At 45.0% G+C, this 24,305-nt stretch carries 19 protein-coding genes and 1 pseudogene; 11 read left to right on the top strand and 9 right to left on the bottom strand.

Annotated elements, in window-relative coordinates; translation table 11 throughout:
• Positions 1 to 2: 2 nt before the first annotated feature.
• The 3 genes from ACIGBN_RS10200 to ACIGBN_RS10190 form a co-directional block, all read right to left on the bottom strand.
• Positions 3 to 1,988 carry an LTA synthase family protein gene (locus tag ACIGBN_RS10200; RefSeq protein WP_396665240.1) on the bottom strand — a complete coding sequence of 662 codons (1,986 nt, stop codon included), beginning with the start codon at positions 1,986 to 1,988 and terminating at the stop codon, positions 3 to 5.
• A 130-nt stretch (positions 1,989 to 2,118) separates the two neighbouring features.
• A complete protein-coding gene (locus ACIGBN_RS10195; RefSeq protein ID WP_341566348.1) occupies positions 2,119 to 3,321 on the bottom strand; it encodes an MFS transporter in 1,203 nt (400 codons plus the stop codon).
• 154 nt (positions 3,322 to 3,475) lie between these two features.
• Positions 3,476 to 3,793 carry a multidrug efflux SMR transporter gene (locus tag ACIGBN_RS10190; protein ID WP_133002186.1) on the bottom strand — a complete coding sequence of 106 codons (318 nt, stop codon included), beginning with the start codon at positions 3,791 to 3,793 and terminating at the stop codon, positions 3,476 to 3,478.
• A 107-nt stretch (positions 3,794 to 3,900) separates the two neighbouring features.
• On the opposite strand from ACIGBN_RS10190, the gene ACIGBN_RS10185 reads away from it, so the two are divergent.
• Positions 3,901 to 4,782 (top strand): LysR family transcriptional regulator, encoded by an 882-nt coding sequence (locus ACIGBN_RS10185; RefSeq protein WP_396665237.1) that lies wholly within the window; start codon positions 3,901 to 3,903, stop codon positions 4,780 to 4,782.
• A 37-nt stretch (positions 4,783 to 4,819) separates the two neighbouring features.
• Here ACIGBN_RS10185 and ACIGBN_RS10180 read toward each other — a convergent pair whose 3' ends face one another.
• Complete coding sequence (locus ACIGBN_RS10180; protein WP_396665235.1) at positions 4,820 to 6,529, bottom strand: diguanylate cyclase; 1,710 nt, start codon at positions 6,527 to 6,529, stop codon at positions 4,820 to 4,822.
• Positions 6,530 to 7,097: 568 nt separating this feature from the next.
• On the opposite strand from ACIGBN_RS10180, the pseudogene ACIGBN_RS10175 reads away from it, so the two are divergent.
• The 6 genes and pseudogenes from ACIGBN_RS10175 to ACIGBN_RS10150 all read left to right on the top strand — a co-directional run.
• Positions 7,098 to 7,232, top strand: a pseudogene (locus tag ACIGBN_RS10175) (transcriptional regulator); the annotation flags it as partial.
• Between the two features lie 241 nt (positions 7,233 to 7,473).
• Positions 7,474 to 7,764 (top strand): helix-turn-helix domain-containing protein, encoded by a 291-nt coding sequence (locus tag ACIGBN_RS10170; RefSeq protein WP_396665233.1) that lies wholly within the window; start codon positions 7,474 to 7,476, stop codon positions 7,762 to 7,764.
• Positions 7,754 to 9,103 carry a type II toxin-antitoxin system HipA family toxin gene (locus ACIGBN_RS10165; protein WP_396665231.1) on the top strand — a complete coding sequence of 450 codons (1,350 nt, stop codon included), beginning with the start codon at positions 7,754 to 7,756 and terminating at the stop codon, positions 9,101 to 9,103. Before ACIGBN_RS10170 ends, ACIGBN_RS10165 begins: the two co-directional genes overlap by 11 nt.
• Before the next feature lie 535 nt (positions 9,104 to 9,638).
• Positions 9,639 to 9,965, top strand: a complete 327-nt coding sequence (locus ACIGBN_RS10160) for a helix-turn-helix domain-containing protein (protein ID WP_396665230.1) — start codon at positions 9,639 to 9,641, stop codon at positions 9,963 to 9,965.
• A gap of 9 nt (positions 9,966 to 9,974) precedes the next feature.
• Positions 9,975 to 11,825: a DUF3578 domain-containing protein gene (locus ACIGBN_RS10155; protein ID WP_396665228.1), complete on the top strand. Its 1,851-nt coding sequence runs from the start codon at positions 9,975 to 9,977 to the stop codon at positions 11,823 to 11,825.
• A 36-nt stretch (positions 11,826 to 11,861) separates the two neighbouring features.
• On the top strand, positions 11,862 to 14,210 hold the full coding sequence (locus tag ACIGBN_RS10150; RefSeq protein WP_396665227.1) for a DUF2357 domain-containing protein: 2,349 nt from the start codon (positions 11,862 to 11,864) through the stop codon (positions 14,208 to 14,210).
• Positions 14,211 to 14,414: 204 nt separating this feature from the next.
• Here ACIGBN_RS10150 and ACIGBN_RS10145 read toward each other — a convergent pair whose 3' ends face one another.
• Genes ACIGBN_RS10145 through ACIGBN_RS10135 form a run of 3 tightly spaced genes read right to left on the bottom strand, consistent with a single transcriptional unit; the run spans position 14,415 to position 16,086 of the window.
• On the bottom strand, positions 14,415 to 14,822 hold the full coding sequence (locus ACIGBN_RS10145; protein ID WP_396665225.1) for a DUF86 domain-containing protein: 408 nt from the start codon (positions 14,820 to 14,822) through the stop codon (positions 14,415 to 14,417).
• Complete coding sequence (locus ACIGBN_RS10140; protein ID WP_396665223.1) at positions 14,819 to 15,196, bottom strand: nucleotidyltransferase domain-containing protein; 378 nt, start codon at positions 15,194 to 15,196, stop codon at positions 14,819 to 14,821. Before ACIGBN_RS10140 ends, ACIGBN_RS10145 begins: the two co-directional genes overlap by 4 nt.
• 23 nt (positions 15,197 to 15,219) lie before the next feature.
• Positions 15,220 to 16,086 (bottom strand): YicC/YloC family endoribonuclease, encoded by an 867-nt coding sequence (locus tag ACIGBN_RS10135; protein WP_341566343.1) that lies wholly within the window; start codon positions 16,084 to 16,086, stop codon positions 15,220 to 15,222.
• 161 nt (positions 16,087 to 16,247) lie between these two features.
• Between ACIGBN_RS10135 and rph the strand changes: the two genes are divergently transcribed.
• From rph to ACIGBN_RS10115, 4 genes are all read left to right on the top strand, one after another.
• Complete coding sequence (gene rph, locus ACIGBN_RS10130) at positions 16,248 to 16,970, top strand: ribonuclease PH (protein ID WP_133002177.1); 723 nt, start codon at positions 16,248 to 16,250, stop codon at positions 16,968 to 16,970.
• Positions 16,971 to 17,186: 216 nt separating this feature from the next.
• On the top strand, positions 17,187 to 17,978 hold the full coding sequence (locus ACIGBN_RS10125; protein WP_396665220.1) for a substrate-binding periplasmic protein: 792 nt from the start codon (positions 17,187 to 17,189) through the stop codon (positions 17,976 to 17,978).
• Positions 17,979 to 17,999: 21 nt separating this feature from the next.
• Positions 18,000 to 20,450, top strand: a complete 2,451-nt coding sequence (locus ACIGBN_RS10120) for an EAL domain-containing protein (RefSeq protein WP_396665218.1) — start codon at positions 18,000 to 18,002, stop codon at positions 20,448 to 20,450.
• Positions 20,451 to 20,541: 91 nt separating this feature from the next.
• Positions 20,542 to 21,054 (top strand): hypothetical protein, encoded by a 513-nt coding sequence (locus tag ACIGBN_RS10115; protein ID WP_133002174.1) that lies wholly within the window; start codon positions 20,542 to 20,544, stop codon positions 21,052 to 21,054.
• Between the two features lie 92 nt (positions 21,055 to 21,146).
• Here ACIGBN_RS10115 and ushA read toward each other — a convergent pair whose 3' ends face one another.
• Positions 21,147 to 22,760: a bifunctional UDP-sugar hydrolase/5'-nucleotidase UshA gene (gene ushA / locus ACIGBN_RS10110; RefSeq protein WP_396665216.1), complete on the bottom strand. Its 1,614-nt coding sequence runs from the start codon at positions 22,758 to 22,760 to the stop codon at positions 21,147 to 21,149.
• Positions 22,761 to 23,176: 416 nt separating this feature from the next.
• On the bottom strand, positions 23,177 to 24,286 hold the full coding sequence (locus tag ACIGBN_RS10105) for an ABC transporter ATP-binding protein (protein ID WP_133002172.1): 1,110 nt from the start codon (positions 24,284 to 24,286) through the stop codon (positions 23,177 to 23,179).
• Positions 24,287 to 24,305 lie beyond the last annotated feature (19 nt).

The raw sequence follows: 24,305 nt of genomic DNA, 5'->3' as shown, positions 1-24,305 counted from the left end.
CGTTATTCTTTAAAGCCTTTTATATGTGCGTTAATTTGCCAGCGTAATAGCTCTGGCAGCGCCTTTTGGCGAGCTTGCTGGAAAGGGGGAACCTGTTGGCTTTGTTTTTTAACTTCTAAGCTGGTTGCGTCTTTCCAAGGGTAAAAAGCCGGTTGACCACTCATTGGATAAGCCCCCTTGTCATCTATCCAAAGGGTGGTGTTGTAACCAAACGCACGTTGCTTATCGTCTTCTACTGCCAGCATGTTACGCCCAGCAATGGCTTGATAAGAGGTGTCTGATAATGAGTAATTGTACAGCGTTGGAAAGATATCCTTGTGCGAACCGACGCGACTTGGATCGTAGTGCCATTGGCTGTTGTCGAGTATTTTCTTTGGCACATGCAGATAGAAAGGCACCGCACGATCGAGCATTTGCTCTTCTGGGTAATAGGCCTTGAGACGGCGCATTTGATGGTCGCCAGTGGCGGCGATCAAGGTACTATCAGCCTTATCGGAGCTTTCCACGGAACTAATAAACTGACCAAAGGCGTCTGCTGCATATTGGTAAGTTTCTTGAATGTTGAGCTCTTCTTGGCCTTGTGCCTCAGCGTGTCGTTTTACCTCAGGCGTGAGCGCGATAGGTTGCGGTTGGTAGCGATCCGGTGTGACATAAGGAGGGTGATTCGTAATGGTCAGAATGCTGATAAAGGTCGGTTCTTTCGACTCTTTTAGCAACTTCTCTGCAAGACGATAAGCGTAGTCATCAGGCACGCCCCAATCGGTGATTTCATTGGCAGATTCAGGGTACATCTTCATTAAGGTGTTTTGGTCGTAAACCGCATCCACGCCTTGAACAGGTAAATAGTTCACCAGGTTACGCCACATCATATTACCAGGTGAGATGAAAATGACTTTGTAGCCTGCTTTCTTGTACACATCGAAGGGTGTACCCGTTAGCTTGGTGTGTTGTGCTGAGCTGTGGCTAATGTTTTGCAGAGGGCTGTGAAAGAACATAGCGGCCAGAGACGGCGCGGTGCCATTGTCTTCAGAGACAAAGCGTTTGAAGACAAAATCTTCTGCAAAATGTGGGCGAAGGTGACCGAGCAGATCATTCTTACCGACTTCATCAAATTGCAGCATGTTGCTACCGAAACTCTCCATGAGCACCATCACAACATTGGGTTTGTGTTCTGCAAGCCAAGGGTTTTTAGGTGTTTTTTCTATTAGACTGCTGATGCCCAGCTGTTTCTCTAATTGCTCGCCTTTGGCCTTGCTAACCGGAGAAAAAGACAAATCTTCGTTATGGTCATTGATGGCCCAGTTGAGGCTCATCAAACCATTTGGTGTTATTTTATTGAGTAATAAAAGTTGCGATACCTGCGCATTACCACGTCTTAATGGGAAGGTGCCTAGACTGCCGCGGCTAATAATCGCCAAGATAAGAATCATGATAAAAGTGAACAAAACAAAGAGGGCTAGATTCCACTTTTTAGGGGCTTTGTCTTTTAGGAAATAATGAGTAAAGCGGCCGGAAAGATAGGCCGCAGCCAGTGCGGCAAGCAAACCTCGAATCACGGGATAGCCTTCCCACATATTCGCTAAGACGCTGGCGGTATCGTCTTCAGCCAGACCAAAAGCAAACACATCAAAGGTATTGTGGTAGGTCTGATAGTAGTAATAGTTACTGATGGCGACCATAGCGACGGCAAAAGCAATGAAGCCAAATATCCAAGGTAAGCAGACTCTGAAAGCGCGCCATGTAATGCGACTGCTTGCCATTAGGAGACCCAATAAAGCAAAGGGCACCATTAGCATACCACCGACACGCAAATCGTAGCGTACACCGGTTGTCCACATGCGTTGTACGTCGTCGCTGTGAGTGGCTAATTGACTAGGTTCAGAGAAAACCGCCAACATGACATAGCGCGACGCCATCAAAATCAGCACGAGATACAGTATTTGAACCGTTAAAGTGACGAACAGTGAACGAACTCTCGTTTGATACATGAACCGATGATTCCTAAGCGACAAATATGGAGAAAAAATGGAGTATAACACTCTCCCTTTTTTTTTCGACTGAGTACTTTTTTGATCACCGATAAAACTGTATTTCTTACGCTTTTATAAGCCAATCGCGTTATTTCGACGGTTTAGGGCTCGCCATCCAACCTAGAATCATCCACAAAAAGCCAATTACTAAGAGCACATAGAGCGGTTCATCCCATGAATGACGCCAGTCATGAAGAGCCCCAATAAGCACCGGACCCAAGGCGGCTAATGTGTAGCCAATAAGCTGCGCCATACCTGAGAGTGCCGCGGCTTGCTTGGGACTATTGGTTCTTAAGCTGACAAAGGATAAACCCAAAATAAATCCCATGCTGACCCCAAAACCAAAGCTCACGGCCCAGACACCAGACCAGCTAGGAAGGTATAAAAAGCCAAATAAACTCAACCAAGTTAAGCCTGTTGCAATTAAGCACAGTCGGCGGTGGCTGCCTAAGCGATGGATAAAGGGCGCGAGAATTAACGACGGTAACGCCCCAGCCAGCTGTAAATAGCCTTGATACAAGCCGGCGGTTGAGTCCGTATAACCGTAGCTCACCAAGATGGAAGGCACCCAAGCGACGACGATGTAATTCACTAATGAGTTAACGGCGAGAAACCCAGCCACTTGCCACGCAGTAACAGAACGCCATAGTTTGGGGGACACTTCAGTGTTATTGATTTGTGGCGTGTGGTGCTGGGTTATTTTGCACGTAAACCAAACCACCAATGGCAAAAGAATCATTAACCCTTGGCAAGCTAATGCGAATGACCAGCTGCTCATTGGTAGGGTGAAGCCCGACCCTTCAGCAAACACGCTTAATGGCACCGCAAAACTGGACATTATGAATCCGCCCACGCTCATCATCAGGACATAAATGGCAGTGAGCTGAACAATGTGATTTGGGAATTCACGTTTTAATAAACTGGGCAGCAAAACATTACCAATGGCGATACCGGCACCAATCAGCACAGCGCCCATGTACAAGGTACTGAGTGAGCCAAGGGAGCGAGCCACCATCCCTAGGGCTATTAAACCAACTCCAGTGGCTAAGATACGTTCGATCTGAAAATGTCTGGTTAACCAAGACGCCACCGGTGCGAATAGCGCAAAAATAAGCAGAGGCAAGCTGGTTAATAAACCGGACTGAGAGCTAGATAGATGTAAATCTTGGCTGATGCGGTCTAATAATGGCGGCAAGCCAGTAACGGGACCGCGCAAATTGAGTGAGATAAGAAAAATAAATACGAGCAAGTAGGCGGCGTCATGTTGTGCGAGGCGACGTAAGGTATTCATAGTGTAATCAGCCAAATTCGGAAAAGAGTGAGAGTGTTATTCCCTGTTAACCCATCAAGGAAATGCCGCTTGCTTGTTGGCGGCATTCTACTTTATAGCGCGGTTAGTAAGGGCATTATAATTGTTGCCAAGACGCTGCTTGTGATTCGAGTGATCAGTGTGCGAATTTTAACACAACGACACCGAGAATAATGAGTAAGACGCCGCTATAACGCATTAAGGATGTTGGGTCCCCATAAAACCAAATGCCAACTAAAAAGGTGCCTGAGGCACCGATTCCTGTCCATACTGCATAGGCAGTTCCCATCGGAATCTCTTTTTGGGCGAGCCAAAGTAACGTGCCGCTGATAAACATAAAGAACACGGCGATGGCGATTCCTGCGATTTTGGAGCCGCCGGATTGCGCTATTTTCAAGCCAATAGGCCAGCCGATTTCAGTAAGACCGGCAAGTAGCAAATATAACCAGCTCATTAGGGTAGTTCCTTACGGCGTGTATGAGGAAGGAGAAAAGTAGGTTTGCGCTTTATACTATCAATTATTATGATATTTAAAAGTTATTAACTATCGATATTATTCATATGATAAGTCTAGAACAGATCAATATGCTGGTGTTGTCGGCCGAACTCGGTTCATTTTCGGCGTGCGCGAGACGGCTTGGAAAAGTGCAGTCGGCGGTTAGCCATGGGATTAGTAATTTGGAGCTGGACTTGGGCGTTGAGCTATTTGATAGAAGCTCTCGTAGCCCCAAGTTGACACCAGAAGGCGAGCGTTTAATTCGCAGCGCGCGGTCGCTTTTGGCGCAATCTTATGAATTCGAACAGATTGCAGAATCGATTTTGAGGAATGAGGAAAGCGGACTTACCATCGCAGTAGACGACGCTTTATTAGCGCCTTACGTTTCAACCGTATTGCAACAGTTTGCGCTGACGTTTCCTTACGTTCAGATTGAGCTTGTGTCTTTGGCGTCGCCAGACATAGTTAACGCCGTTGCTACCGGTAATATAGACATAGGTGTGATGTTTGCTGAAATTGAAGCCAATAAACAAGTCGATTTTTGCTATGTGGGCGGGGTCGATTTTATTGCCGTTTGCCATGAAGCCTTCCCTTTAGCTGGGCAAAGAGTGAGCTCAGAGTCTGATCTAGCGCCTTATCGTCAGGTGACGGTTCGAGGTACGCGTAAGAAAGAGCCTCAGGCATTGATCAGCATAACGCCCAATGTCTGGTGGTGCTCTAGCAATTACGCCGCGCTGGAGTTGGTGATGCAGAAGGTCGGCTGGGCATACTTGCCTTTACCCTTGGTTTCGCCGCTCATAGAACACAACAATATTCATAAAATAGACGTGGTTTTCGACCATAAACCTTGGTCGGTGCCAGTGGATCTAGTCTCCAAAAAAGGCGCCCAGCGAGGCCCTGCTTATGAATGGTTGTTTGACGCCTTTAAACAGGCGTTTGCAGGGTGAGTTGTGAGGTATAGCAAAAAATGCAGCCTCTAGAGTATTAGCTAATGTGCAGCTGAGACTGGTTTCGTCCGCTGTTTTTGGCTTTGTACAAGGCTTTATCTGCTTGATTTATAGCGGCTTGTAGATCTGCGGTCTTAGCATCCACTTCGGAAATCCCCACACTAAGCGTGAAGTTGACTAACTGATTTTGGTCAACCTGAACGCTAGTGTGGGCCAAGGTGGTACGAATGCGCTCGGCTAATACGTGGGCTTTTTCTCGGGTGGTATTTGGCATCAGAATAACGAACTCTTCTCCGCCATAACGGGCAACAATATCTTGCAGACGGCACTGTGCTCTGAGCACGTCGGCGACGCGTACAATGACTTGATCTCCTAAGCTGTGCCCATAGGTGTCATTGATGTTTTTGAAGAAATCGATGTCGAGAATGGCCAGTGAAAGAGGGAATCGTATTTGTTTATCTTGGTTTAACAATGCACTGGCTTCTAAGTCAAATGATCGGCGGTTCAGCAGCTGTGTTAATGGGTCTGTGGAAGCCAGTAGCTGCAACTCCGCTTGGGTCGCCTCGAGCTTTTCTAATGTGCGAATACGATTGGCAATGATCAGTGATAGCACAAGCGATTCTAACAAAATCCCAATGCCAACTCCGTGGCTATTGATATAGTTGAAGCCAATTCTTCCCTGATAAAACAGCACAGCCAACAGGCTAAATGTAACGAAAAAACCATGGCCAATTAAAAATAAAAGGGAAAGAGGGTGCCGACGCACAAACATTGAAATGGTGACGCATAGGCTGATGGACATAACAATAAAGGCCAGTGTACTGGCATATTCAAGCGCACTGATAATGTCAAACAAACCATAGATAGAATTGGTGGCTAATATGGCAATGGTCGTCAGCAAAGCTTTGTGTTCGATCGGGTATTTTTTTCTCGTTTCAAAAATGTTGATCATGAAGAACAACAAACAGATCGGCATGGTGCCGAGGGCGATATTCCATTTCAGTGTGATAGAGCCAAAGACATCAAAAAAGCTGGCAAATAAGCCGTATGAAAGGGCGATCCAAAAGCCCCCTGAAACCAAGTAGCAGGCATAAAAAAGATGTTCTTTTAAGCGCGATGACAAAAACAGAAAGAAGTTATAAATAATGAGCGCCAATACCATACCCACAATCAAGGTAATGTCATTGTATTGGTTTATGAGTACTCTTTTTGATAAATCTTGACTGTAGAGTTCAACGCTAAACACTTGATAAATATAAGAAACATTCTTCAAGTAAAGTGTTGTGACCTGTTGGCGTGGGAGCGTTATGTCAAACACAGCAGTGCCCTGATACATCCACTCGTAGGTGTCTTTATTATCCATATCCAACAGCCGCTTACGGGTGACTTGGCCATTGACTACTTCATTAAGTTCAATGGCATGATTGTAGTAAGCATAAGGATTATGAAGGTAGAGAGTGATCGGGGAGTCGCTGGTATTTTGAAGTACTATTTTTGCCCAAGTTGTCTTTGCGTTGGACCCCAAGGTGATTGAGTTAGAAGACGCTTCAAAGTGTTGGTTTTGTACTTGGCTAATGGGCATATTGCCGGATGGATCGACAAAATACCCCATCTGGAACTGTTCCAGCTTTTTAAAATCATGGTTGACCTGAAGCGTCGGTGGCGCCGCATTCACGATCGAAGACAATAGCCCGCACAAAAGCATTATTAAGACAACAATCGATGAACGGGAGCCTGTGCCAGTCATTTGTCGTTTTCCATAACTAGAATGGTGGATAATCAATTTTATTTTATCTTAACCGATTGATCAGATAAAAACGCTTTAAATCGTTTAAAAGACATTTATTGATGGATTACCCTTTAAACCTACAACGAAAAGCTATCTGTTAAGAATGCCTATTTTTAATCAAATTGTCCGTGGATTTATTCTATCGGATTTGGTGAATTTATAAGTAAAACGTATTGTTTCAATTTACTGATTGCCACAAGGTCTAAAAACTGCAGCTAGTTAGAAATAGAGAAGAATGCTATTTGTGGGGCGTTCTGAAGATCGCAAGTCATACTCAATGGGTCTACAGCTTGTTATCAATAAAGTCACTTTGTGTAGATCCCTGGTAGCGGGTTTCCAGTTCTTTGCACTATCGCTCTTTCCATCGTGCAAGCTGAATCTAAAAGTGGGATATTAATCCCACTTTTATGATAAAAACGGGAATATAGTCCCATTTTTCGCGTGTTAGATTTGGTTGGATTTAAAAGTTGGACTATATTCCCATTAATGTTCGAATAGTGGGAATATAGTCCCTTTGGTTAATGTTATGGCTAAGCGTGATTTACACAATGTGTTGTTTCCAAAGCAGCGCAAAATCCTGACCCACTTTGGTGAGGACTTGTTGTTGGCAATGAAACGACGCGGTTTTACAAAAAAGCTGCTATGTGAGCGAACGAGCTTTATCGATATCGCTTTAAGAGGTGGTACTGCCCAACACTTGCCTATGGCTTTTACTAAACCTTAGTGGTTAGCAATGGAAAAACAGTGCCGTTTTTATGCTGCTGTTAGGGTTTAAAAATAGCAATTTTGAAAGGCTTTATCGAGTGATTTTTCAACACTCCATTTTTTATGGGTACAGTAGTGTCCACTTTATGCTTTATTTTGCTATAATGGATATAACTGTATCCATTTGGTCTTTGCGGATGAATTTTACCTTACTTGATGATACCGACGTCAGCCAAGCCTATGCGTCTTATTTGCGTGAGTTACGAAAACAGGCAAAGCTGTCACGAGCAGCGCTTGCTGAGCGAAGCTGTGTACCTGCGGCCACCATTAAGAAGTTTGAGCTAACTGGGCAAATTTCATTTCGCCAATTATTGTTGCTTTGGCAGACCCTTGACTCGCTTGGGCGTTTGTATGGGCTCACACAACCTAACAAAGAACGCGCTGCTGTACCCACGAGTATTGATGAGGTGCTAAAAGATGAGTTTTAACCCCATTCAAAAACTCGCCGTGACTCGCACCTTAAGTTCAGGTGAGCAGGTTGCAGTAGGGGTCTTGGCGCAGAATCGTCAAGGTGTTTTTTTTCAGTATGCAGACAGCTATTTGCAGCAGTTTGGCAATTTATCACCTTTTACCTTGCAAGCGAATGCGCAAGTTCAAGCCGCACCTAGAGCGCCTCATCAAGGAGTACATGGCGTATTTGGAGATTGTTTACCCGATGGCTGGGGCATGCTGTTGCAAGATCGTATTTTCCGGCAAAAGGGCATCCTGCCTAATCAATTAACGGCGATGGATAGGCTGGCCTTTGTTGGTGATAAAGGCATGGGAGCATTGTCTTTTTCTCCGGTGTCTGAGTTTTCAACCACGACGAACGCTGACATTGATTTAGCTACTTTAGGCTTAGAAGCGCAGACGCTGTTCGATTCTTCAATGTCAGATTATATAGACGACAACCACGATGAGTTAGATGGACATACTCAACAGGTATTGGCCGCATTAGTCGCCGGAGGTAGTTCGGGTGGGGCAAGGCCCAAGGCGCAGATTTATATGCCCGCTGGGGAAACTCAGCATTGTCGAACCTTTGCTCAGCCTGGAGATGAGGCTTGGCTGATTAAGTTCACCTCGAAAAATCTAGCGCTCGGCCATGAAGAAGGTTTGTGTGAGGCGGTTTATTTACAAATGGCAGAACTTGCTAAGTGTCAACCACCGCAATGGCAACTCATTGAAGCACCATCCTCAAGCGGTGCGCCTGCGTGGTTAGCGCTTAAGCGTTTTGATTATGTGACTGAGCAGGCAGACTTAGGCAGCGAGCGCAGTGCAGGTTGCTTGCATATGCACAGCGCTTGCGGGCTGCTGGATGCGGACTTTAGAACGCCAAGCTTAGATTATATTGACTTGATCAAAGCTAGCCGTCAGTTGTGTAAATCTCCAGCGGCTGGGCAACTGCAATTTCGCCGTGCCATGTTTAACCTGCTGTCGTCTAACCAAGACGACCACAGTAAAAACTGGGCGTTTTTGCAAGCGGATGACGGTCAATGGGATCCTGCACCTTTTTACGATGTTACTTACAGCCCACATCCATTCAACGAACACGCCACTGCGTTCGGAGGTTATGGCAAAGCGCCACCGCTTAAGGTGATGCAAAAGCTAGCGACCAGTGCTGGCTATGGGAGTTGGCATGAGGCAAAGCAAGTCATTGAAGAAGTCGCAGAAGCCATCAGCCAATTTACTTATCTTGCGATGCAACAAGGGATAAGTAAAACAACAATGTCTGCGATTGCGAAGACATTGGATCAGCGCAAGCAGGAAAATGCCGCGTTTTTTCTATAAATTGCCAATCTCTCGAAGTAAAGTGAACCAAGATCTGAACAGGTCCTGTCGATTAGATCGACATATCAATTTCATGTGTCGATTTTTTACTGTTTTTTCGACATAACTTTCTAGTGTGTCGATCTACTCGACAAATCAAGACATAAGCCAAACGACTCACCAAAACTGGGTTTTGGGTAGGAAGTTTCAAAGTAATACGCCATACCTTGGGCTTTTGGGGCAGGTAGCTGTGTGTACCCTCAAAAAGCTGCATGATCTGGGCATTTATCTACCTACTGCGTCCGTTTAACTCTTTAATAATAGACATGCAAACTCCTAACTGAACTTAACAGATCAGTGAGATTGATTTTCACTCAAGCGAGATAATTTACTTGCGCGATTATCAGCAGTTGATAAGATACGAAGCTTATGTATAAACGTACAGTCTTTTGATGGATCAAATGCTGTTTTACGCACTCGCTGGCTTTATTGAGAGTAGAGAGAGGACAGTAGGGAGTGCGAGCAAACGATTTGAGTAAGCTATGCGAGTAAAGAAATGAAAAACGTAAAACAGTCGCGCTGTGTAATAGGCATTAAAGGTCAAACGCTCGATCCCGATTACCCCGTCGATATTTGGTTCGATTCGCTGAAATCGGTGGCCAATGTGCTGTCGAAAGAAAATCAGCAATTGTTAAAAGTGATTGCCGACCAACAGCCGCAATCGGTGACTGAGCTGGCCATGCTGACTGGCCGAGCGGTCAGCAATGTGTCGAGAACATTGAAAACACTTGATGGTTTGGGCATCGTAAAGTTGGCATCTTCAGGATATGCAAAACCAAAAAAAATAGAGCTGCAATACCAAAAATTCTTGGTCTTAGTATAAAGGATACGTATGAGTTTAAGACAACTTTTAACAGAAATAGCAGGTGGTTGGGAACAAGCAAAAAATGAGCAGTTTACGAGCCATCCAATAGCCAATTTACTAAGACAAGATTTAATTAAAGCAATTGAAAGCAAGCTGCCATCTCCAGCTAATTACCTAATAAAAGCGAGTGCTGGCGCTGGGAATTGGGCCGACGTACCTTGGCTCTCGATACTCAACCCGTCAATTACAGAGTCAACGCAGTCCGGTATTTATCCTGTTTATTTGTTTCGTTCAGACGGTAGTGGTGTTTATCTCTCGTTGGGTTTTGGAACTACAGAGCTTAAGAAACAATATGGAACAGCTTTAGCAAGGCAAAAAGCTGAGGAACTACGCAATAACATAAGGAGTTTTGATAGTCGACTGAACGCTTGGGACCAGAAAGTTGATTTACGCTCTAATACAACATTAGGCCGATCTTATGAGTGGGCTTCAGCTGGTGCAAAATTTTATCCTCTGGAAAATATGCCTGATGAAGATACTCTTACCTCTGACCTAAAAGAGCTGTTAGATATATATGCAGATGTAAATTTAGATACTAATCAGTATTCGCAACATGCACATGCAGTTAGTAACGCACAAGCTTTATCCAAACCCTTCCTTCTTCTCGCAGGTATCTCAGGAACAGGTAAAACCCGCTTTGTGCGTGAGCAAGCAAAAACATCACAGCAGTTTGCTGATACCTATTGTTTGACCTCGGTGCGCCCCGACTGGCATGAGCCGAGCGATTTGCTGGGGTATATTTCACGCTTAAATGGCGCTGCGGAATACATCGCTACTGATGTATTGCAATTTATCGCCAAAGCTTGGTGTGCGATTGCTGATAGTGGCTTAACCGTTGAAGTGCAAGAGAGCGAAGACCAAGGCGAGCGTTTAGTCGTAGCAGGTGAACGTGATGAGTTAGATAAGGTGCTGCCTTATTGGCTGTGTTTGGATGAAATGAACCTTGCCCCTGTTGAGCAGTATTTTGCTGATTATTTGTCGGTACTGGAAACCCGCGAATGGCGTTGGACAGATGACAGCTTTACCTACAATAGTGATGCGCTATTAAAACCCGCCACCATTAAAGAAGTCGCGGATAAAGAAAAGCTGCGCGAAACGCTAGGCTTTGATGATGCGCAATACGATGAACTGTGGGCACATATTTGCCAATATGGTTTAGGTATTCCGTTTAACCTGCTGGTCGCGGGCACGGTGAATATGGATGAAACCACTCACGGCTTTTCACGCAAGGTGATTGACCGAGCGCTGAGCTTTGATTTTGGCGTGTTTTTCCCGAACGACTATAACGATTTTTTCACCCCAACTAGCTGCAATAAGCGCCTTAGCTATCCCATTTGGTCACATGCTAGCAAAGCAGATGTTGATTATGAAGTAGTCATTGAAGGTGGAGTAAATATTAATGTTGGTGCTGCAACGGTTGACTTCTTAAACCAAGTAAATTCAGTGCTAAAAAACACACCGTTTGAATTAGCATTTCGCGCACTTAATGAATTACTGCTTGCTGTTACCGCTAATCAACCCAAAGACGAAACGACTTTAAAAGCCGTGTGGGACGACTTTATGATGTGTAAAGTATTGCCGCGCATCGAAGGTGATGAAGATAAGTTGTCTGGGCATGGTGAGGGCAATATCTTAGAGGAATTGTTAAAAGTTTTGGAAGCACAGCTTGCTGATGTTTGGGAAGCAGGACGGCCTGATTTGTACCGTGAGAAAGAAGAGCCGAAAGGTGAAAATATTATTGTGGATTGTCGCTCTAAGGATAAATTGAACTGGATGAACTATCAGCTTGTTCGTGGGTTTACCTCTTTTTGGCCTTAAATCAACGGAACTTTGATGCTTTGGTGGTAATGGAATATGGTTAAAAAAAATACTGAAACGTTGAGTTGTGAACATGATGATTTTGATATTCATGTATCGACAGATAGCTTAGATTCCCCTCGAAATAAGCTAAAAAGAACCTATTCGTCAAGATCGATTGAGCTACCTAAAGGGGAAGAAATACTTGTTCTGGTTGGTTCTCAGCCAATGTTGCCTAGTTTTGATATTGTGGGGCCACCACACCTACAGCCGTTCTTTTTTGAAAACCGTCAATATTGGTTTGAAATTGAGTTTAATGACCATGTTGATAAGAACTCATTTTCCGTAAATCACAAGTATGCTTTGCTTGATCAATGCTTCTCACCTCACCCCAAGCGAAAAGCGTTACATGCAGCAATTAACTTTGGTAATGATGTTGGCTTATGTCGTTTTGAAATTGAATACAGTATCAATGGGGTTCAACAAGTTGTTCCTGTGGTTTTTAACGTCTTCGCGACGAAAATGGTTCAGGTTCTAGATTTGAGTATTATGAACCAAGAAATTGATCGTGTTTATCCACTATGGCGATATGCTATTAGTGGTAAAACAACGCATTTTCAAGGTAAATCATCTAGGCAGCCTGAAAAGTTTGAGCTTTTCTGGTTAGCGCAATTTGAGCGTCTAGTTGCGGAGTTTAATCAAGGTGTTAAAAGAATATTGAGCGCTCCTCATAATCGCTTGCAGTCTTATACGATTCATCAAAAATTAGAGAAGGTAAGCAAAAGGCTAGGAGCAAATCAGGAGCAGAGAGCAAAGGAATTGATAGCGTCAAAACGCACATCTCGGCTTGCTATCAAAAAGCAGCGCTTGAACCTTGATACCCCAGAAAACCGCTTTATTAAAATGGCTTTGGTGAAAACCAAAGTGAGCTTATCTCAGATACTTTTAGCCTCTCGGGAAGAGAAAGATTCAAAAGTCTCTATATCTTTTATTAAAGACTTAGAAGTATGGCGTGATCAGGTTAGTAGATATGCAAAGCATCCATTATGGCAAGAGGTGGGTGACTTTAAAGGGCAAAATACCGAATCTAAAGTGCTGCAAGAAGCCGCTGGCTATTCAAAAGTATATAAAGTCTGGCAGCAACTGAAATACTATTTAAATGGAAGCAGTGGAGAAAGCCAGTTATCCATGAAGTCTGTTGCGGATATTTATGAGATTTGGTGCTTCTTAGAAGTGAAGTCGATTATCGAGTCTTTGGGTTTTATACAACAAATCAAAACGCTTAGTAACCTTAAACAAATACAGTTTGAGAAAGCATTTCCAAAGGACGAGATGGCAGCCGCTTTTGTATACCAACACAAAAGTGATGGTATGCAGATAGAGCTTGCTCATGAGCCCTCATTTACACCTAGTGGTTCTGCTAATCGGACTTGGCTTGCAAATCATCGGCCTGACATTGTGCTTCGTGTCACATTGGAAAGTGGTGAATCCTTCTTTATTTTGTTTGATGCAAAATATCGTATAGATTCTACGCAGTTTGGTGATAAAGATGCCGTACCAGAAGACGCTATTAATCAGATGCATAGATACCGTGATGCGATCATTCATCAGCACCTCTTCGAATATGAGTCACCTCTGAAAAGTCGCCCCGTTCTTGGCGCGTTTGCTTTGTATCCGGGATTTTTTCCAAATCAAAAAACTGAACAGAACCCATATGCTGAAGCTATCCAGGAAATTGGTATTGGTGCATTTCCACTATTGCCAAGTGAAGATAGCCAAGGTTCACATAGCTATTGGATAAAAGAATATTTGGCACATAAGCTTGGTAAAACTCGAGAGGTTTTGGACTATAAAAAATCGTCTCCACATGATTATCATTTTGTTGAAGATTCTGCTCGTATTGCGCCTTATGGCGTTCATGTATCTAGACACTACGGTTTGACATTCGTGGCGCCAGTGAATGAACTTGATCGTGACCAAGAGTATTTGGAACAAGCTAGAACAGGTAGTTTAAAGGGTTACCATACAAGACTTATTGCAACTAATCGTCAAAATGTACACAGGAACATTATACGTGAAGTACGTTACCTAGTACTCACAGTCCGTGACAGTGATCAAGATAGAGAGCAGCTAGGAAAATACTTGTATTCAGTCGCTAATGTGAAGCTTTTACCGAGGCGTGACATAGACAAGGAGCTAGCTGGAAAGGATAGTGACTCTATTGAAAAATACTGGGTGTTTGAGTTTGCTGGAGCGCCTGTTCTTTTAAACCGCGTAATTAGAAAGCCTTATGAAGAACATTTTAACTTTAAATTAATGAAAGCAGAGTGTTTACAAAAGGTCACGTATTGGGAAGATATTCAAGGCGACCTGGAACTATACGAAGGTTTGAGTTCTATTTGGTAAAAATACCTAAAAAGTATATTGCTCCCTATTTTTATTTGTTCGTGAGAAAAGTAAAGATGAATATGGCCGCACCATGGGTTTTGTTAATTATGGTGAAGTGGAGTATGTATCTCACACAGGCTCCCAATCTATGAGTATTACCTCGAAGCTAAAACAGCCCATGCCGAACTTTATGTGGCAACAAGTGGCGAAGTTAACCGCGGGCTAAGCTGTTTTTTTAACGGCCTCAACAAACTCTTCAAAGTCACCTAATCGATGCTCGACCACATACTTCACGATGTCTAAGTTTAGTGTTTGGTAGTCATGAACTGCAATATTCCTCAAGCCAACCATTTTCTGAAGACTTAACGCGAGAGGCGCAGAAATAAAACCGGCTTTTTTGAGTAATTCAAAGCTGTCGCGACTGCTTTGGGGGATGCCTGTTTGGTGCTGCTTATTAAGTATATTAGCTGCATCAATGCTGGATTCGCAGGCGCGCTGAAGGTTCAGAATAATAGAATCTTGGCTGGTGTAATCGGTATCGAACTGCTCTTTCGCAAGATCGTAAACGTCTCGAATGCGCTTCAAGCAGCGATCAACCGTTGCTAGCTTATTGAGTACTGAGTCGTTCATTTTAAGTATTCCTGCAAAATGTCAGCCCGTTCCTCGTTCAAATGCTGATACATGGACATGATCTGCATTTCAAACTTAACCTGTTCGCTCTCGCTGCCGAAAAGTAGCTCGCCATTCATGATGACTTGGTTTTGTAAGACCGTTGAGGCGGTTAATAAGTCTACCAAGTCGACATCCTTATCGAGTTTGATGGCAAGGGTTTGCTCTAGGTCGAAACGTGCTACTGGGTCTAATTTTTTCTTGAGCAGCACGGCAATATCGATATCACTTGAAGGGGTGGCACTGCCATCTGCTTGTGAGCCAAACAAATAGACCAATCTAACCTCCGGCATTAACTGCCTTAGCGTGTGTGTTAGATCCTCTCTATTCAGCATTGTGCCACCTTTTACTTTTGTGATTACTCAATATTCTGGATCTGTTCTCGCATTTGTTCAATCAAAACCTTCAGTTCCACGGCGCTTTGAGTGGTTTCAACGACGATGGATTTAGACGATAGCGTGTTGGCTTCGCGGTTGAGTTCTTGCATTAAGAAGTCGAGGCGACGACCAATTGGGCCTTTTTGTTGCAGCTGACGGCGTACTTCTTTGGTGTGTGTGGCAAGGCGGTCGAGTTCTTCTGCTACGTCGGCTTTTTGGGCCAGCATGACAATTTCTGCCTCTACTCGCATTGGATCAAGATCCGCTTTGGCCGCTTCTAATTTGTCGATCAGGTTTTGCTTTTGTGCCGCTAGAATTTCTGGCAATTTGGCTTGTACGTCGACGACGATTTGATCAATGGCATCTAGGCGTTGTTCGATGATGGTTTTCAGCTGCTCACCTTCGCGTAAACGCACTTGAATAAGTTCTTCTACACCTTGCGAAAAGAGTTCAGAGACGGCTTTTTTCATCATATCGAAGTCGCTACCTTCGTTGTTTAAGATGCCTGGCCATTGAAGAATATCGAGCGGGTTGGCTGGGTTCAAATCTTTAAACCAAGTACCAAGATTATCAATAGCATCGGCAAGTGCTTGTGCATTACTTGCGTTTATATTTAGGCTCGCCGCTGCTTTGTCTACGGCTTGAAAGCGCAGTTGGCATTCTAATTTACCGCGGTTGAGTTTTTTTCTCAGCACATCACGAAAGGCGAATTCAAGCTCACGAAAGCTTTCAGGTAAACGGAAATGTGGCTCTAGATAGCGTTGATTTACTGAGCGAATTTCCCAGCTGATGGTGCCCCAATCGTATACTGCTTCTTGGCGAGAGAAGGCGGTCATGCTTGCAGTCATGTTAAATACCTAAAGTTTGATAGCATATTAATAAATAGAGCCTAAAAGGCCGAATGAATAGTGTACCTGATGAGTAATAGTTTCATAGGGAAGGGGGGTAATTTTGTGTAGGTTCGTTATAATTGCCGCTTTAGAATGGTTCAATTAACAGAGAGACAAATATGCGTCCGAGCGGAAGAGAAGCAGATCAGTTACGTCCCCTTAAAATTACACGCAACTTTACGAAGCATGCCGAAGGGTCGGTATTGATCGAGTGTGGCGATACTAAGGTTATTTGTACCGCAACCGTGGTCAATGGCGTGCCGCGTTTCTTGAAAGGTAAGGGCCAAGGTTGGATTACGGCTGAATACGGCATGTTGCCACGTTCTACACACAGCCGTGTTGATCGTGAAGCCGCTCGTGGCAAGCAAAATGGTCGCACGGTTGAAATCCAACGTTTGATCGGTCGTTCTTTGCGCGCCGCTGTGGATCTTAAAAAGTTGGGTGAAAATACCATCACGATTGACTGTGATGTGATTCAAGCTGACGGTGGTACTCGTACGGCGTCTATTACCGGTGGCTTTGTTGCCTTAGCGGATGCGATGCAAGTTCTGATGGACAAAAAAAGGGTGAAAGAAAACCCAATCGTGTCACAAATTGCCGCGATCTCTGTGGGTGTTTATAAAGGTGTACCTGTGTTGGATCTGGATTACCCAGAAGATTCTAATGCCGAAACAGACATGAACGTTATCATGAATGACAAAGGCGGTTTCATCGAGATCCAAGGTACCGCAGAAGGCGAAGCGTTCAGCGATGAACACATGGTGGGCATGTTGGCTGTGGCTCGTAAAGGCATCGCTGAGATCATTGAATTACAACGCAAAACACTTGCTGATGGTGAATAATTAATCTCCGTTATGCAAAGGGTTCTTGTTTAAAAAAATCAGCTTCGGCTGATTTTTTTTTGGTTCTTATTTCTAGGTGGCATGACTTTTGGCGGTAGCCAGTAGGAATCTGCCTCTAATGCTTGAGTGTCTGTTATTTCTGAGTCATATTGGACAGCGTGTGTGTCTATCATGGAAATAGTCGTTAGGCTAATGAGGCAAAAGGAAGTTCCCAGCATGAAGTATCTTAATAGGTCGATGATAAACAGTGTGCTGCTAGCAGGGCTTTTTTGCCAAGGAGCGAATGCACAGGACATTACTCTGTACGGCGTGCACTTTCCGCCCTATATGATAGATTCCTCCATTTTGCCTGCCACAGACGACGTAAATAAAGACGCTGGCGTGTATGGCATGGACATAGATCTAGTCCGTCAGGCTTACGCGACTCAAGGCGTGACTGTGCATTTCGAGTTGATGCCGTGGAAGCGCATCATGAGGAATCTACAAGCAGGTGTTGGGCTAGGAGCCGTGTCTTGTCGACCGTTACCCTCGCGGCACGACTTTGCCCGCTTTTCTCAGATAATCAGCCAATCTCGCAGCGTTTTTATTACCCGACGTGACTATTTAGCCCCTGGTGCCTATCCGATGGCAACCGCCAAAAAACACCATACTATGGCGATGAATGGCTGGGCTCAAGCGACTCTATTGGAAAATGCCAAGATTGACTATCACACGGTCGGCAGTATAGCGCAGGGTTTTAATCTTCTATTACGACGGAATCAGGATGTGTTTCTGACGGAGCGAGCGGGTGCGTATTTTGAAGCGCGACGATTAGGCATAGAGGATAAATTGAGCTTTTATGAGGTCAGCGATTTGGCCGAACAGCACTATACGGTTTGTTTTAGCAAGCACTACCCAAACGCCGATAAATGGCGTGTCATTTTAGATAAAGGATTAGATGAGGTGAAAGCCAATGGTGAGTGGCGCGAGATTCTTAAACGTTATCGATCAGAAGGGATGTTGGATTAGCATGAAGAGAAAAGGAACATCATGTTAGCGCTGCGTAAGAGACTGTCGTATAAACAGGCAAAGTGGGCATTAGGGTTAATGCTGCTATTGAGTATCATCATGAGCTCGTTTCAGATCATTGCGGATTGGCGAGAAGAAAAAGACAGCATTCATCATCGAATAATGGCGACATTCAACACGGTGAAAAGCGCGACCACTGAGGCCGCCTACACACTCAACTCGAGTCTGGCTGAACGAGTATTAGCAGGCTTGATTCAGTCTGACGTGTTTCGAGAAGTGACGTTAAGAGACGAGCTAGGCAATCAATTAGCCTACCTCTATCGCCCCGTTAAACCCTCGAACTTTCGTTGGCTGTCTGATTACTTATTCAATGGTTTAACCAAGAGGGTAGTGCTGCCACTGAACTACGATGGCCGTATCACAGTCGGCTCAGTGACGGGGGTGGTGGATGTTGGTGCGGTTACCGCCAGTTTTATTTCACGAAGTGTGCGCTTGGTGGGCATCACCATAACGATGACCTTGTTATTCGGCATTTCGATGATGACCTTATTCTATTTGCTGACTTCTCGCCCTTTGAATCGCTTCATTAAAAAGCTGTCTCAACTCAGCGACAAAACCCTTTCCAGCACAACATTGCAATTTGAAGAAACGTCGCGGGATGACGAGCTTGGTGTGTTGGCGAGAACCTTTTCAGCATTGTGGCATCAGCAGAAATATGTGGAGAGCCAGTTAGAAAAGAGTGAGTCATACTTTAAAGCGGTGTTGCATCAGTCTAGTGAGTGTATGTTGCTGGCGAATTTGAAAGGTCGAATTTTGGACTGCAACAGCGAAGCGAGTCATTTGCTCAGGTACGACCAAGAGCATTTGCTGACCCTCAATATCCAAGATATTGATCCTAAACATCATTTATCGTCAATGGAACTAAGCCTGACGGGAACAGAAGACGTTAAGTTATTTGAAACGGAATACCGTCGTAGTGATGGCCATTTTATTCCTGTAGAAGTGCGCAGTAACGTTATTTTCTTGGATGAAAAACCGCACTTTTTGGCCTCTGTTCGAGACATTACTGAACGTAGAAAAGACCAAGAGAAAGTGAGGTATCTGGCTTATTACGATGCGTTAACCGAATTGCCAAATCGTCGCTTTTTTAATGAACGTCTAGAAAAAACCGTAGAAAAAGCAAAACAATCAGGCGTTGTTGGCGGCTTATTGTTTATTGATTTAGACCGCTTTAAAAGCATCAATGACTCCCTTGGGCATCATGCGGGTGATACTGTTCTAGTCAGAACGGCAAAACGAGTACAGTCGTTGTTATCAGAGCAGGATGTTGTGGCTCGTATTGGAGGCGATGAGTTTGTTGTTTTGCTGCCCAGTTTGTCCGCAGACAGCGACAAAGCGCAGGCAGAAGTGACGCGCCTAGCGAATGATATATTGGACGCCTTGAGTCGACCGATTCACTTGAACCGTACTGAAATATTACTCAGTGCGAGTATTGGTATTAGCCTCTTTCCGTTGGATCAGTCCGATGGTATGAACATTTTACAAAAAGCGGACACGGCCATGTATCAGGCCAAAGAGAATGGCCGTGGCAATTTGCACTTCTACAATGATGCGATGAGAAATTCAGCCGCTGAACGGCTCGCCATGGAAAAGGCATTGCATTACGCGCTCGAGAAAGACGAATTTTATTTAGTGTATCAACCTCAGGTAAACGATCGTGGCTATATCATCGGCTTTGAAGCCTTGTTGCGCTGGCACAATAGGGAGCTAGGGCAGGTTCCTCCGGGGCGTTTTATCCCCGTTGCAGAGGAAATCGGCTTGATTAGCGAGCTAGGTCAATGGGTACTAGACACGGCATGTCATCAGTTAAAAATATGGCAAGATGCCGGATTACCGGCACGATTTAAGGCGTTGGCAATCAATATTAGCCCTTCTCAATTCGCCAAAGACAGTTTTGTCGACACCATTCAAGATGTTATCGAGCGAACCAATATTGACCCTAATTTATTAGATCTCGAAATCACCGAAGGTATGTTGGTAGAGAGCATTACTTCTGTTGCGGCAAAAATGCGCAGTCTTAAGGAGAAAAACGTACATTTCTCCATCGACGATTTTGGGACTGGGTATTCGTCTCTGCGCTATCTTCAGCATCTACCGCTTGATCAATTAAAAATAGATCAGTCGTTTGTGAGGGATATTTCCAGCGACCCCAACAGTCATGTGATTATCAATACCATCATATCCATGGCCAGCCACATGAACCTTTCCGTATTGGCAGAAGGCGTGGAGCATGGCGAAGAAAAAGACATTCTAATGCGCATTGGTTGCTCACGCTTCCAAGGCTACTACTTTTCGCGCCCAGTAGAGGTCGATACAGCGACAGCCTTGTTGCTCAACGATGCCCCGTTACCATCGAATATGGATACTAAAAGCAGCATCACAGCAGCCGCTCAAATCTCAGCTGGCGGTTAATGTTAGCTATTGTGCGCGTTTTTGACCCTCACAATGGAGGACTTCTCTGTCATCATCTTGGCTACCTAACAATAAGAATAAGGAGGTACCGGTGAAAAAGTGGATGGTAACAGGATCGCTGCTCATAGGATTAAGTTCGAGCGTATTTGCGGCGCCAGTCGATGGTCAGTGGTATTTGCAAGACGCTGGCAGTACTCAAGCTAAGCTGGATGCGGCGGTAGACAGTGTTGCGAAAGAGATGAACTTTTTTGTGCGCATGATAGCGCGGCCGATTCTGGAGAAAGAAGCCAGAATTTGCCACCAATGGCAGCTATCGACACAAGCCAAGCAATGGCAGTGGCAGTGCGATACAGAAGCAGCAGAGACAATCCCATTAAATGCAAATCGCTTTAAAACCCAGGGCGATGATGATCGCGAGATTTTCTCGACATTCCATCAAACCGCGAACGAAGTGGACGTCATACTGGAGTCCGAACGCGGTAAACGCACCAATACATGGAAGATGTTAGACGCGAATACATTGGAATATACGGCCACGTTAGAGTCGGAGAAATTGCCGAAGCCATTAACTTGGACTTTGACTTATACGCATACGAAACCGTAAATTTTCATGATAAATCGCCTTCAATAAAAAGAGCCGTTCACAATGTGAACGGCTCTTTTTTGTTGCTCATATCTAGGCTAAAAGCGGGTTTCTTATTCGCGTTTGATCGCGCCAGTTGGCGCGTAGTCTTGTGGCGCTAAAGGGGAATGCGCGTGGATGTAGTCTTTCAGTACATCGGCGTCGGTGTAGCCTGAATTCACAAAGCTCGGGTGCTGGCTGATTTTAGGGTAACCGTCACCACCGCTGGCGGAAAACTCATTGAGTGCCACCCGATAATGACGGGTTGGATTGAGCGGCTGCCCATTCACTTTAATGTGCGTCGCTTTGCCGTTTTGTAGTGTCAGTGATACGCCTTGAATCTGAGCGAAGCCACCGGTTCCTGGCGGAATAGAGGCGACGGCAGACAAGTAATCGGTGAGTTCCTGCGCAGAAAAGTCGATGTAGGACACCATGTTGCCAAACGGCTGTACTTGGAGAACGCTTTTGTAGGTGATTCGACCTTTAGGAAGGTCATCGCGGATGCCTCCTGAGTTCATAATGCCAATGTCAGCCTTGGTTTTTTCCATCATGGCGCGGGCGATTAGATTGCCTAAATTCGTCTCGCGGTAACGCACACTGTGTCGATCACCGATAAAACGTCCGTTAGCGTCACCGACTTTCACGCTGAGCTCTTTTTGGCCTTTTTCTTGGTAAGGCGTAAGCAGCGCTATCATGCTGGGGTCTTCGGCGATTTTATCGTTGAGCAACGCGCGAGTGTTGTGAGTTTCTGCGGAGGCGGCGGTTTTCTTCTGTAGGTTGATAGGGATGAGTTTATAGTGAGAAGACACAATCGCGCCATTTTTGATCACAAGATCAAGACGACCTAGGTATTTTCCCCACTCGTGCGCTTGTAAAATCAAGGTGCCATTTTGCACGTCAGGTTTGAATAAAGGGTCTTGAGAATGGCCTCCGACAATCACATCGATACCAGGTACGGCTCGTGCTAAGGCGACATCACCAGGAGCATTGCTACCGTGTTGACCATTATCATAATGGCCCATATGCGTCACAGCGATGATGAGATCGGCTTGCTTACGCAGTTCAGGAATGAGTTTTTTGGCGACTTCGATTGGAGAACGAATTTCGACGCCTTTCAGATTTTCTGGGTTTCCTTGCTTGATGGTGTCGTCTGTGGTGAAACCGACAACCGCCACTTTAAGGCCCCCTTCTTGAAAGATTTTATAAGCCTGAAACAAGGGGGCACCGGTGCTTTTGTCGAACACATTGGCCGAAAGAAAAGGAAATCCAGCCCACTCTTGCTGCTTTCTCAGCACTGGTAAGGTGTTATCGAACTCATGGTTGCCTATCGCCATAGCGTCGTAGCCGAGTAGGCGCATGCCTTTAAAATCGGGCTCTGCATTTTGCAAATCGGACTCAGGCACGCCGGTATTAATGTCTCCGCCAGAGAGCAATAGCATGTGCGCGTCATCTAAGGCGACTTCTTCGCGAATATTATCGACCAAGGTTTTACGCGCTGCCATGCCGTATTCGCCTTGGCTATTTTTCCAGAAATGCCCGTGATGATCATTGGTGTGCAAGATGGTGAGGTGGTATTCCTTGCCTGGCTGCCAATCTGGTTGCCGTGGCGTCATCACGGTACAGCCCGCTATCAGAGCAATAACACTAAAAATGATGAGGTGGTGCATAAAGCGAGAGAGTCGTTTCATGTCTTGGTTCCTTTAAGATCGTGATGATGCGCCATGCGTGCGCCCCTTGAATGAATGCGGAATAGGCTCCGTGACATTACGATGGGGATTAATATGGGAAGGTAACGCAAATGGGGAATGAATTCGAGACACTATCTTGTAAAGAGCGGCGAGTACTGGCTGAAAAGGGGGGGCGTAGAGAATGAAGGCCAAAAAAAGCCAACCCGAAGGTTGGCGAAAATAGTGCTTAGGTACTATCAAAAAGAGATTAGGGTCTAGCAAAAAGAGATTAGGTGCTCTCAAAAAGAGATTAGGTGCTCTCAAAAAGAGATTAGGGTCTAGCAAAAAGAGGCTTAAAATCCATCAAAACCTGTTTAAGTGCGACCCAAAAAACATCTAGACGTTTATTAAAAACGCCTAGATGTTCCTAAAATCGCTTAAATATCCAAACGATGGCCTGTCTTTGGTTCGAAAATAACGGCTTTAGAGGTATCAAACATCATGTCGATCACAGAACCCGGCTCGGCAAGGTAGCTTGGGTTAGAGCGACAGTTAATTTCCGCATCATTGATTCGGGTGATGATCATGGTGTCGGCACCCATTGGCTCCGTTACTTCTACTTCTACGCCAGTGGTCATAACAAACTCTTGGCCCTCTTTATGAGGTTGTGGTTCGGTAATCATTTCTGGACGCAGACCCAGTAAAACGGTTTCCCCTATGCGGCTTTTCAGCGATTCAGGTCTTGGGAATGGAATCGCCGTGGTGGTGTTGGCCGCTAGCTCTAGCATTGGTGTACCATTTTGATCGACGACTTTTGCCGGGATGAAGTTCATCGCCGGAGACCCCATAAATCCGGCCACAAACAAGTTGGCTGGGTTGTCATAGATTTCTTGTGGGGTGCCAAGCTGCTGCACTTCACCGTCTTTCATGACCGCAATACGGTCGGCCAAAGTCATGGCTTCGATTTGGTCATGGGTTACGTAGACGATGGTTGTGCCGAGTTTCTTGTGCAGTTTTTTAATTTCGGTACGCATTTCGACACGCAGTTTTGCGTCTAGGTTAGAAAGCGGCTCATCGAATAAGTACAGCTGAGGGCGGCGAGCAAGCGCACGTCCCATCGCCACACGTTGGCGTTGACCGCCTGATAATTGTGCCGGCTTACGATCGAGTAAGTGACTAATTTGTAACAGTTCAGCAACGCGCTGTATTTCTACGTCGCGGTCTGCCTTTGGTACTTTGCGCATTTCTAAACCAAACGAGATATTTTGCTCTACCGTCATGTTTGGGTACAAGGCATAAGATTGAAACACCATGGCGATATCACGGTCTTTTGGGCTGGTGTAGGTGACGTCTTTATCGTCGATCAGAATGCGACCTTCCGTGACGTCTTCTAGTCCGGCGATGGAATTCATCAAAGTGGATTTACCACAACCTGATGGTCCCACCAAAATTAAGAATTCACCGGCTTCGATGGAAATGTTAATGCCTTTTAGAATCTCGGTTTTACCGTAGCTTTTTTTAACGTTATCTATGGTTAGGTTTGCCATGTTATTGCTCCAAATTCTG

It is taken from the genome of Marinomonas sp. NPDC078689, from assembly GCF_044542435.1.
GTDB classification, from domain to species: domain Bacteria; phylum Pseudomonadota; class Gammaproteobacteria; order Pseudomonadales; family Marinomonadaceae; genus Marinomonas; species Marinomonas arenicola.
This window is presented reverse-complemented; position numbering and strand designations above follow the sequence as displayed.

Excerpts from the sequence above, each read along its gene's own strand:
- ACIGBN_RS10195 (WP_341566348.1), bottom strand. The coding sequence starts at position 3,321 with ATGAATACCTTACGTCGCCTCGCACAACATGACGCCGCCTACTTGCTC.
- ACIGBN_RS10145 (WP_396665225.1), bottom strand. The coding sequence starts at position 14,822 with ATGAACGACTCAGTACTCAATAAGCTAGCAACGGTTGATCGCTGCTTG.
- ACIGBN_RS10165 (WP_396665231.1), top strand. The coding sequence starts at position 7,754 with ATGAGTTTTAACCCCATTCAAAAACTCGCCGTGACTCGCACCTTAAGT.
- ACIGBN_RS10200 (WP_396665240.1), bottom strand. The coding sequence starts at position 1,988 with ATGTATCAAACGAGAGTTCGTTCACTGTTCGTCACTTTAACGGTTCAA.
- ACIGBN_RS10125 (WP_396665220.1), top strand. The coding sequence starts at position 17,187 with ATGAAGTATCTTAATAGGTCGATGATAAACAGTGTGCTGCTAGCAGGG.
- ACIGBN_RS10105 (WP_133002172.1), bottom strand. The coding sequence starts at position 24,286 with ATGGCAAACCTAACCATAGATAACGTTAAAAAAAGCTACGGTAAAACC.
- ACIGBN_RS10180 (WP_396665235.1), bottom strand. The coding sequence starts at position 6,529 with ATGACTGGCACAGGCTCCCGTTCATCGATTGTTGTCTTAATAATGCTT.
- ACIGBN_RS10185 (WP_396665237.1), top strand. The coding sequence starts at position 3,901 with ATGATAAGTCTAGAACAGATCAATATGCTGGTGTTGTCGGCCGAACTC.
- ACIGBN_RS10120 (WP_396665218.1), top strand. The coding sequence starts at position 18,000 with ATGTTAGCGCTGCGTAAGAGACTGTCGTATAAACAGGCAAAGTGGGCA.
- ACIGBN_RS10140 (WP_396665223.1), bottom strand. The coding sequence starts at position 15,196 with ATGCTGAATAGAGAGGATCTAACACACACGCTAAGGCAGTTAATGCCG.
- ACIGBN_RS10135 (WP_341566343.1), bottom strand. The coding sequence starts at position 16,086 with ATGACTGCAAGCATGACCGCCTTCTCTCGCCAAGAAGCAGTATACGAT.
- ACIGBN_RS10150 (WP_396665227.1), top strand. The coding sequence starts at position 11,862 with ATGGTTAAAAAAAATACTGAAACGTTGAGTTGTGAACATGATGATTTT.
- ACIGBN_RS10160 (WP_396665230.1), top strand. The coding sequence starts at position 9,639 with ATGAAAAACGTAAAACAGTCGCGCTGTGTAATAGGCATTAAAGGTCAA.
- ACIGBN_RS10190 (WP_133002186.1), bottom strand. The coding sequence starts at position 3,793 with ATGAGCTGGTTATATTTGCTACTTGCCGGTCTTACTGAAATCGGCTGG.
- ACIGBN_RS10155 (WP_396665228.1), top strand. The coding sequence starts at position 9,975 with ATGAGTTTAAGACAACTTTTAACAGAAATAGCAGGTGGTTGGGAACAA.
- ACIGBN_RS10170 (WP_396665233.1), top strand. The coding sequence starts at position 7,474 with ATGAATTTTACCTTACTTGATGATACCGACGTCAGCCAAGCCTATGCG.
- ushA (WP_396665216.1), bottom strand. The coding sequence starts at position 22,760 with ATGAAACGACTCTCTCGCTTTATGCACCACCTCATCATTTTTAGTGTT.
- rph (WP_133002177.1), top strand. The coding sequence starts at position 16,248 with ATGCGTCCGAGCGGAAGAGAAGCAGATCAGTTACGTCCCCTTAAAATT.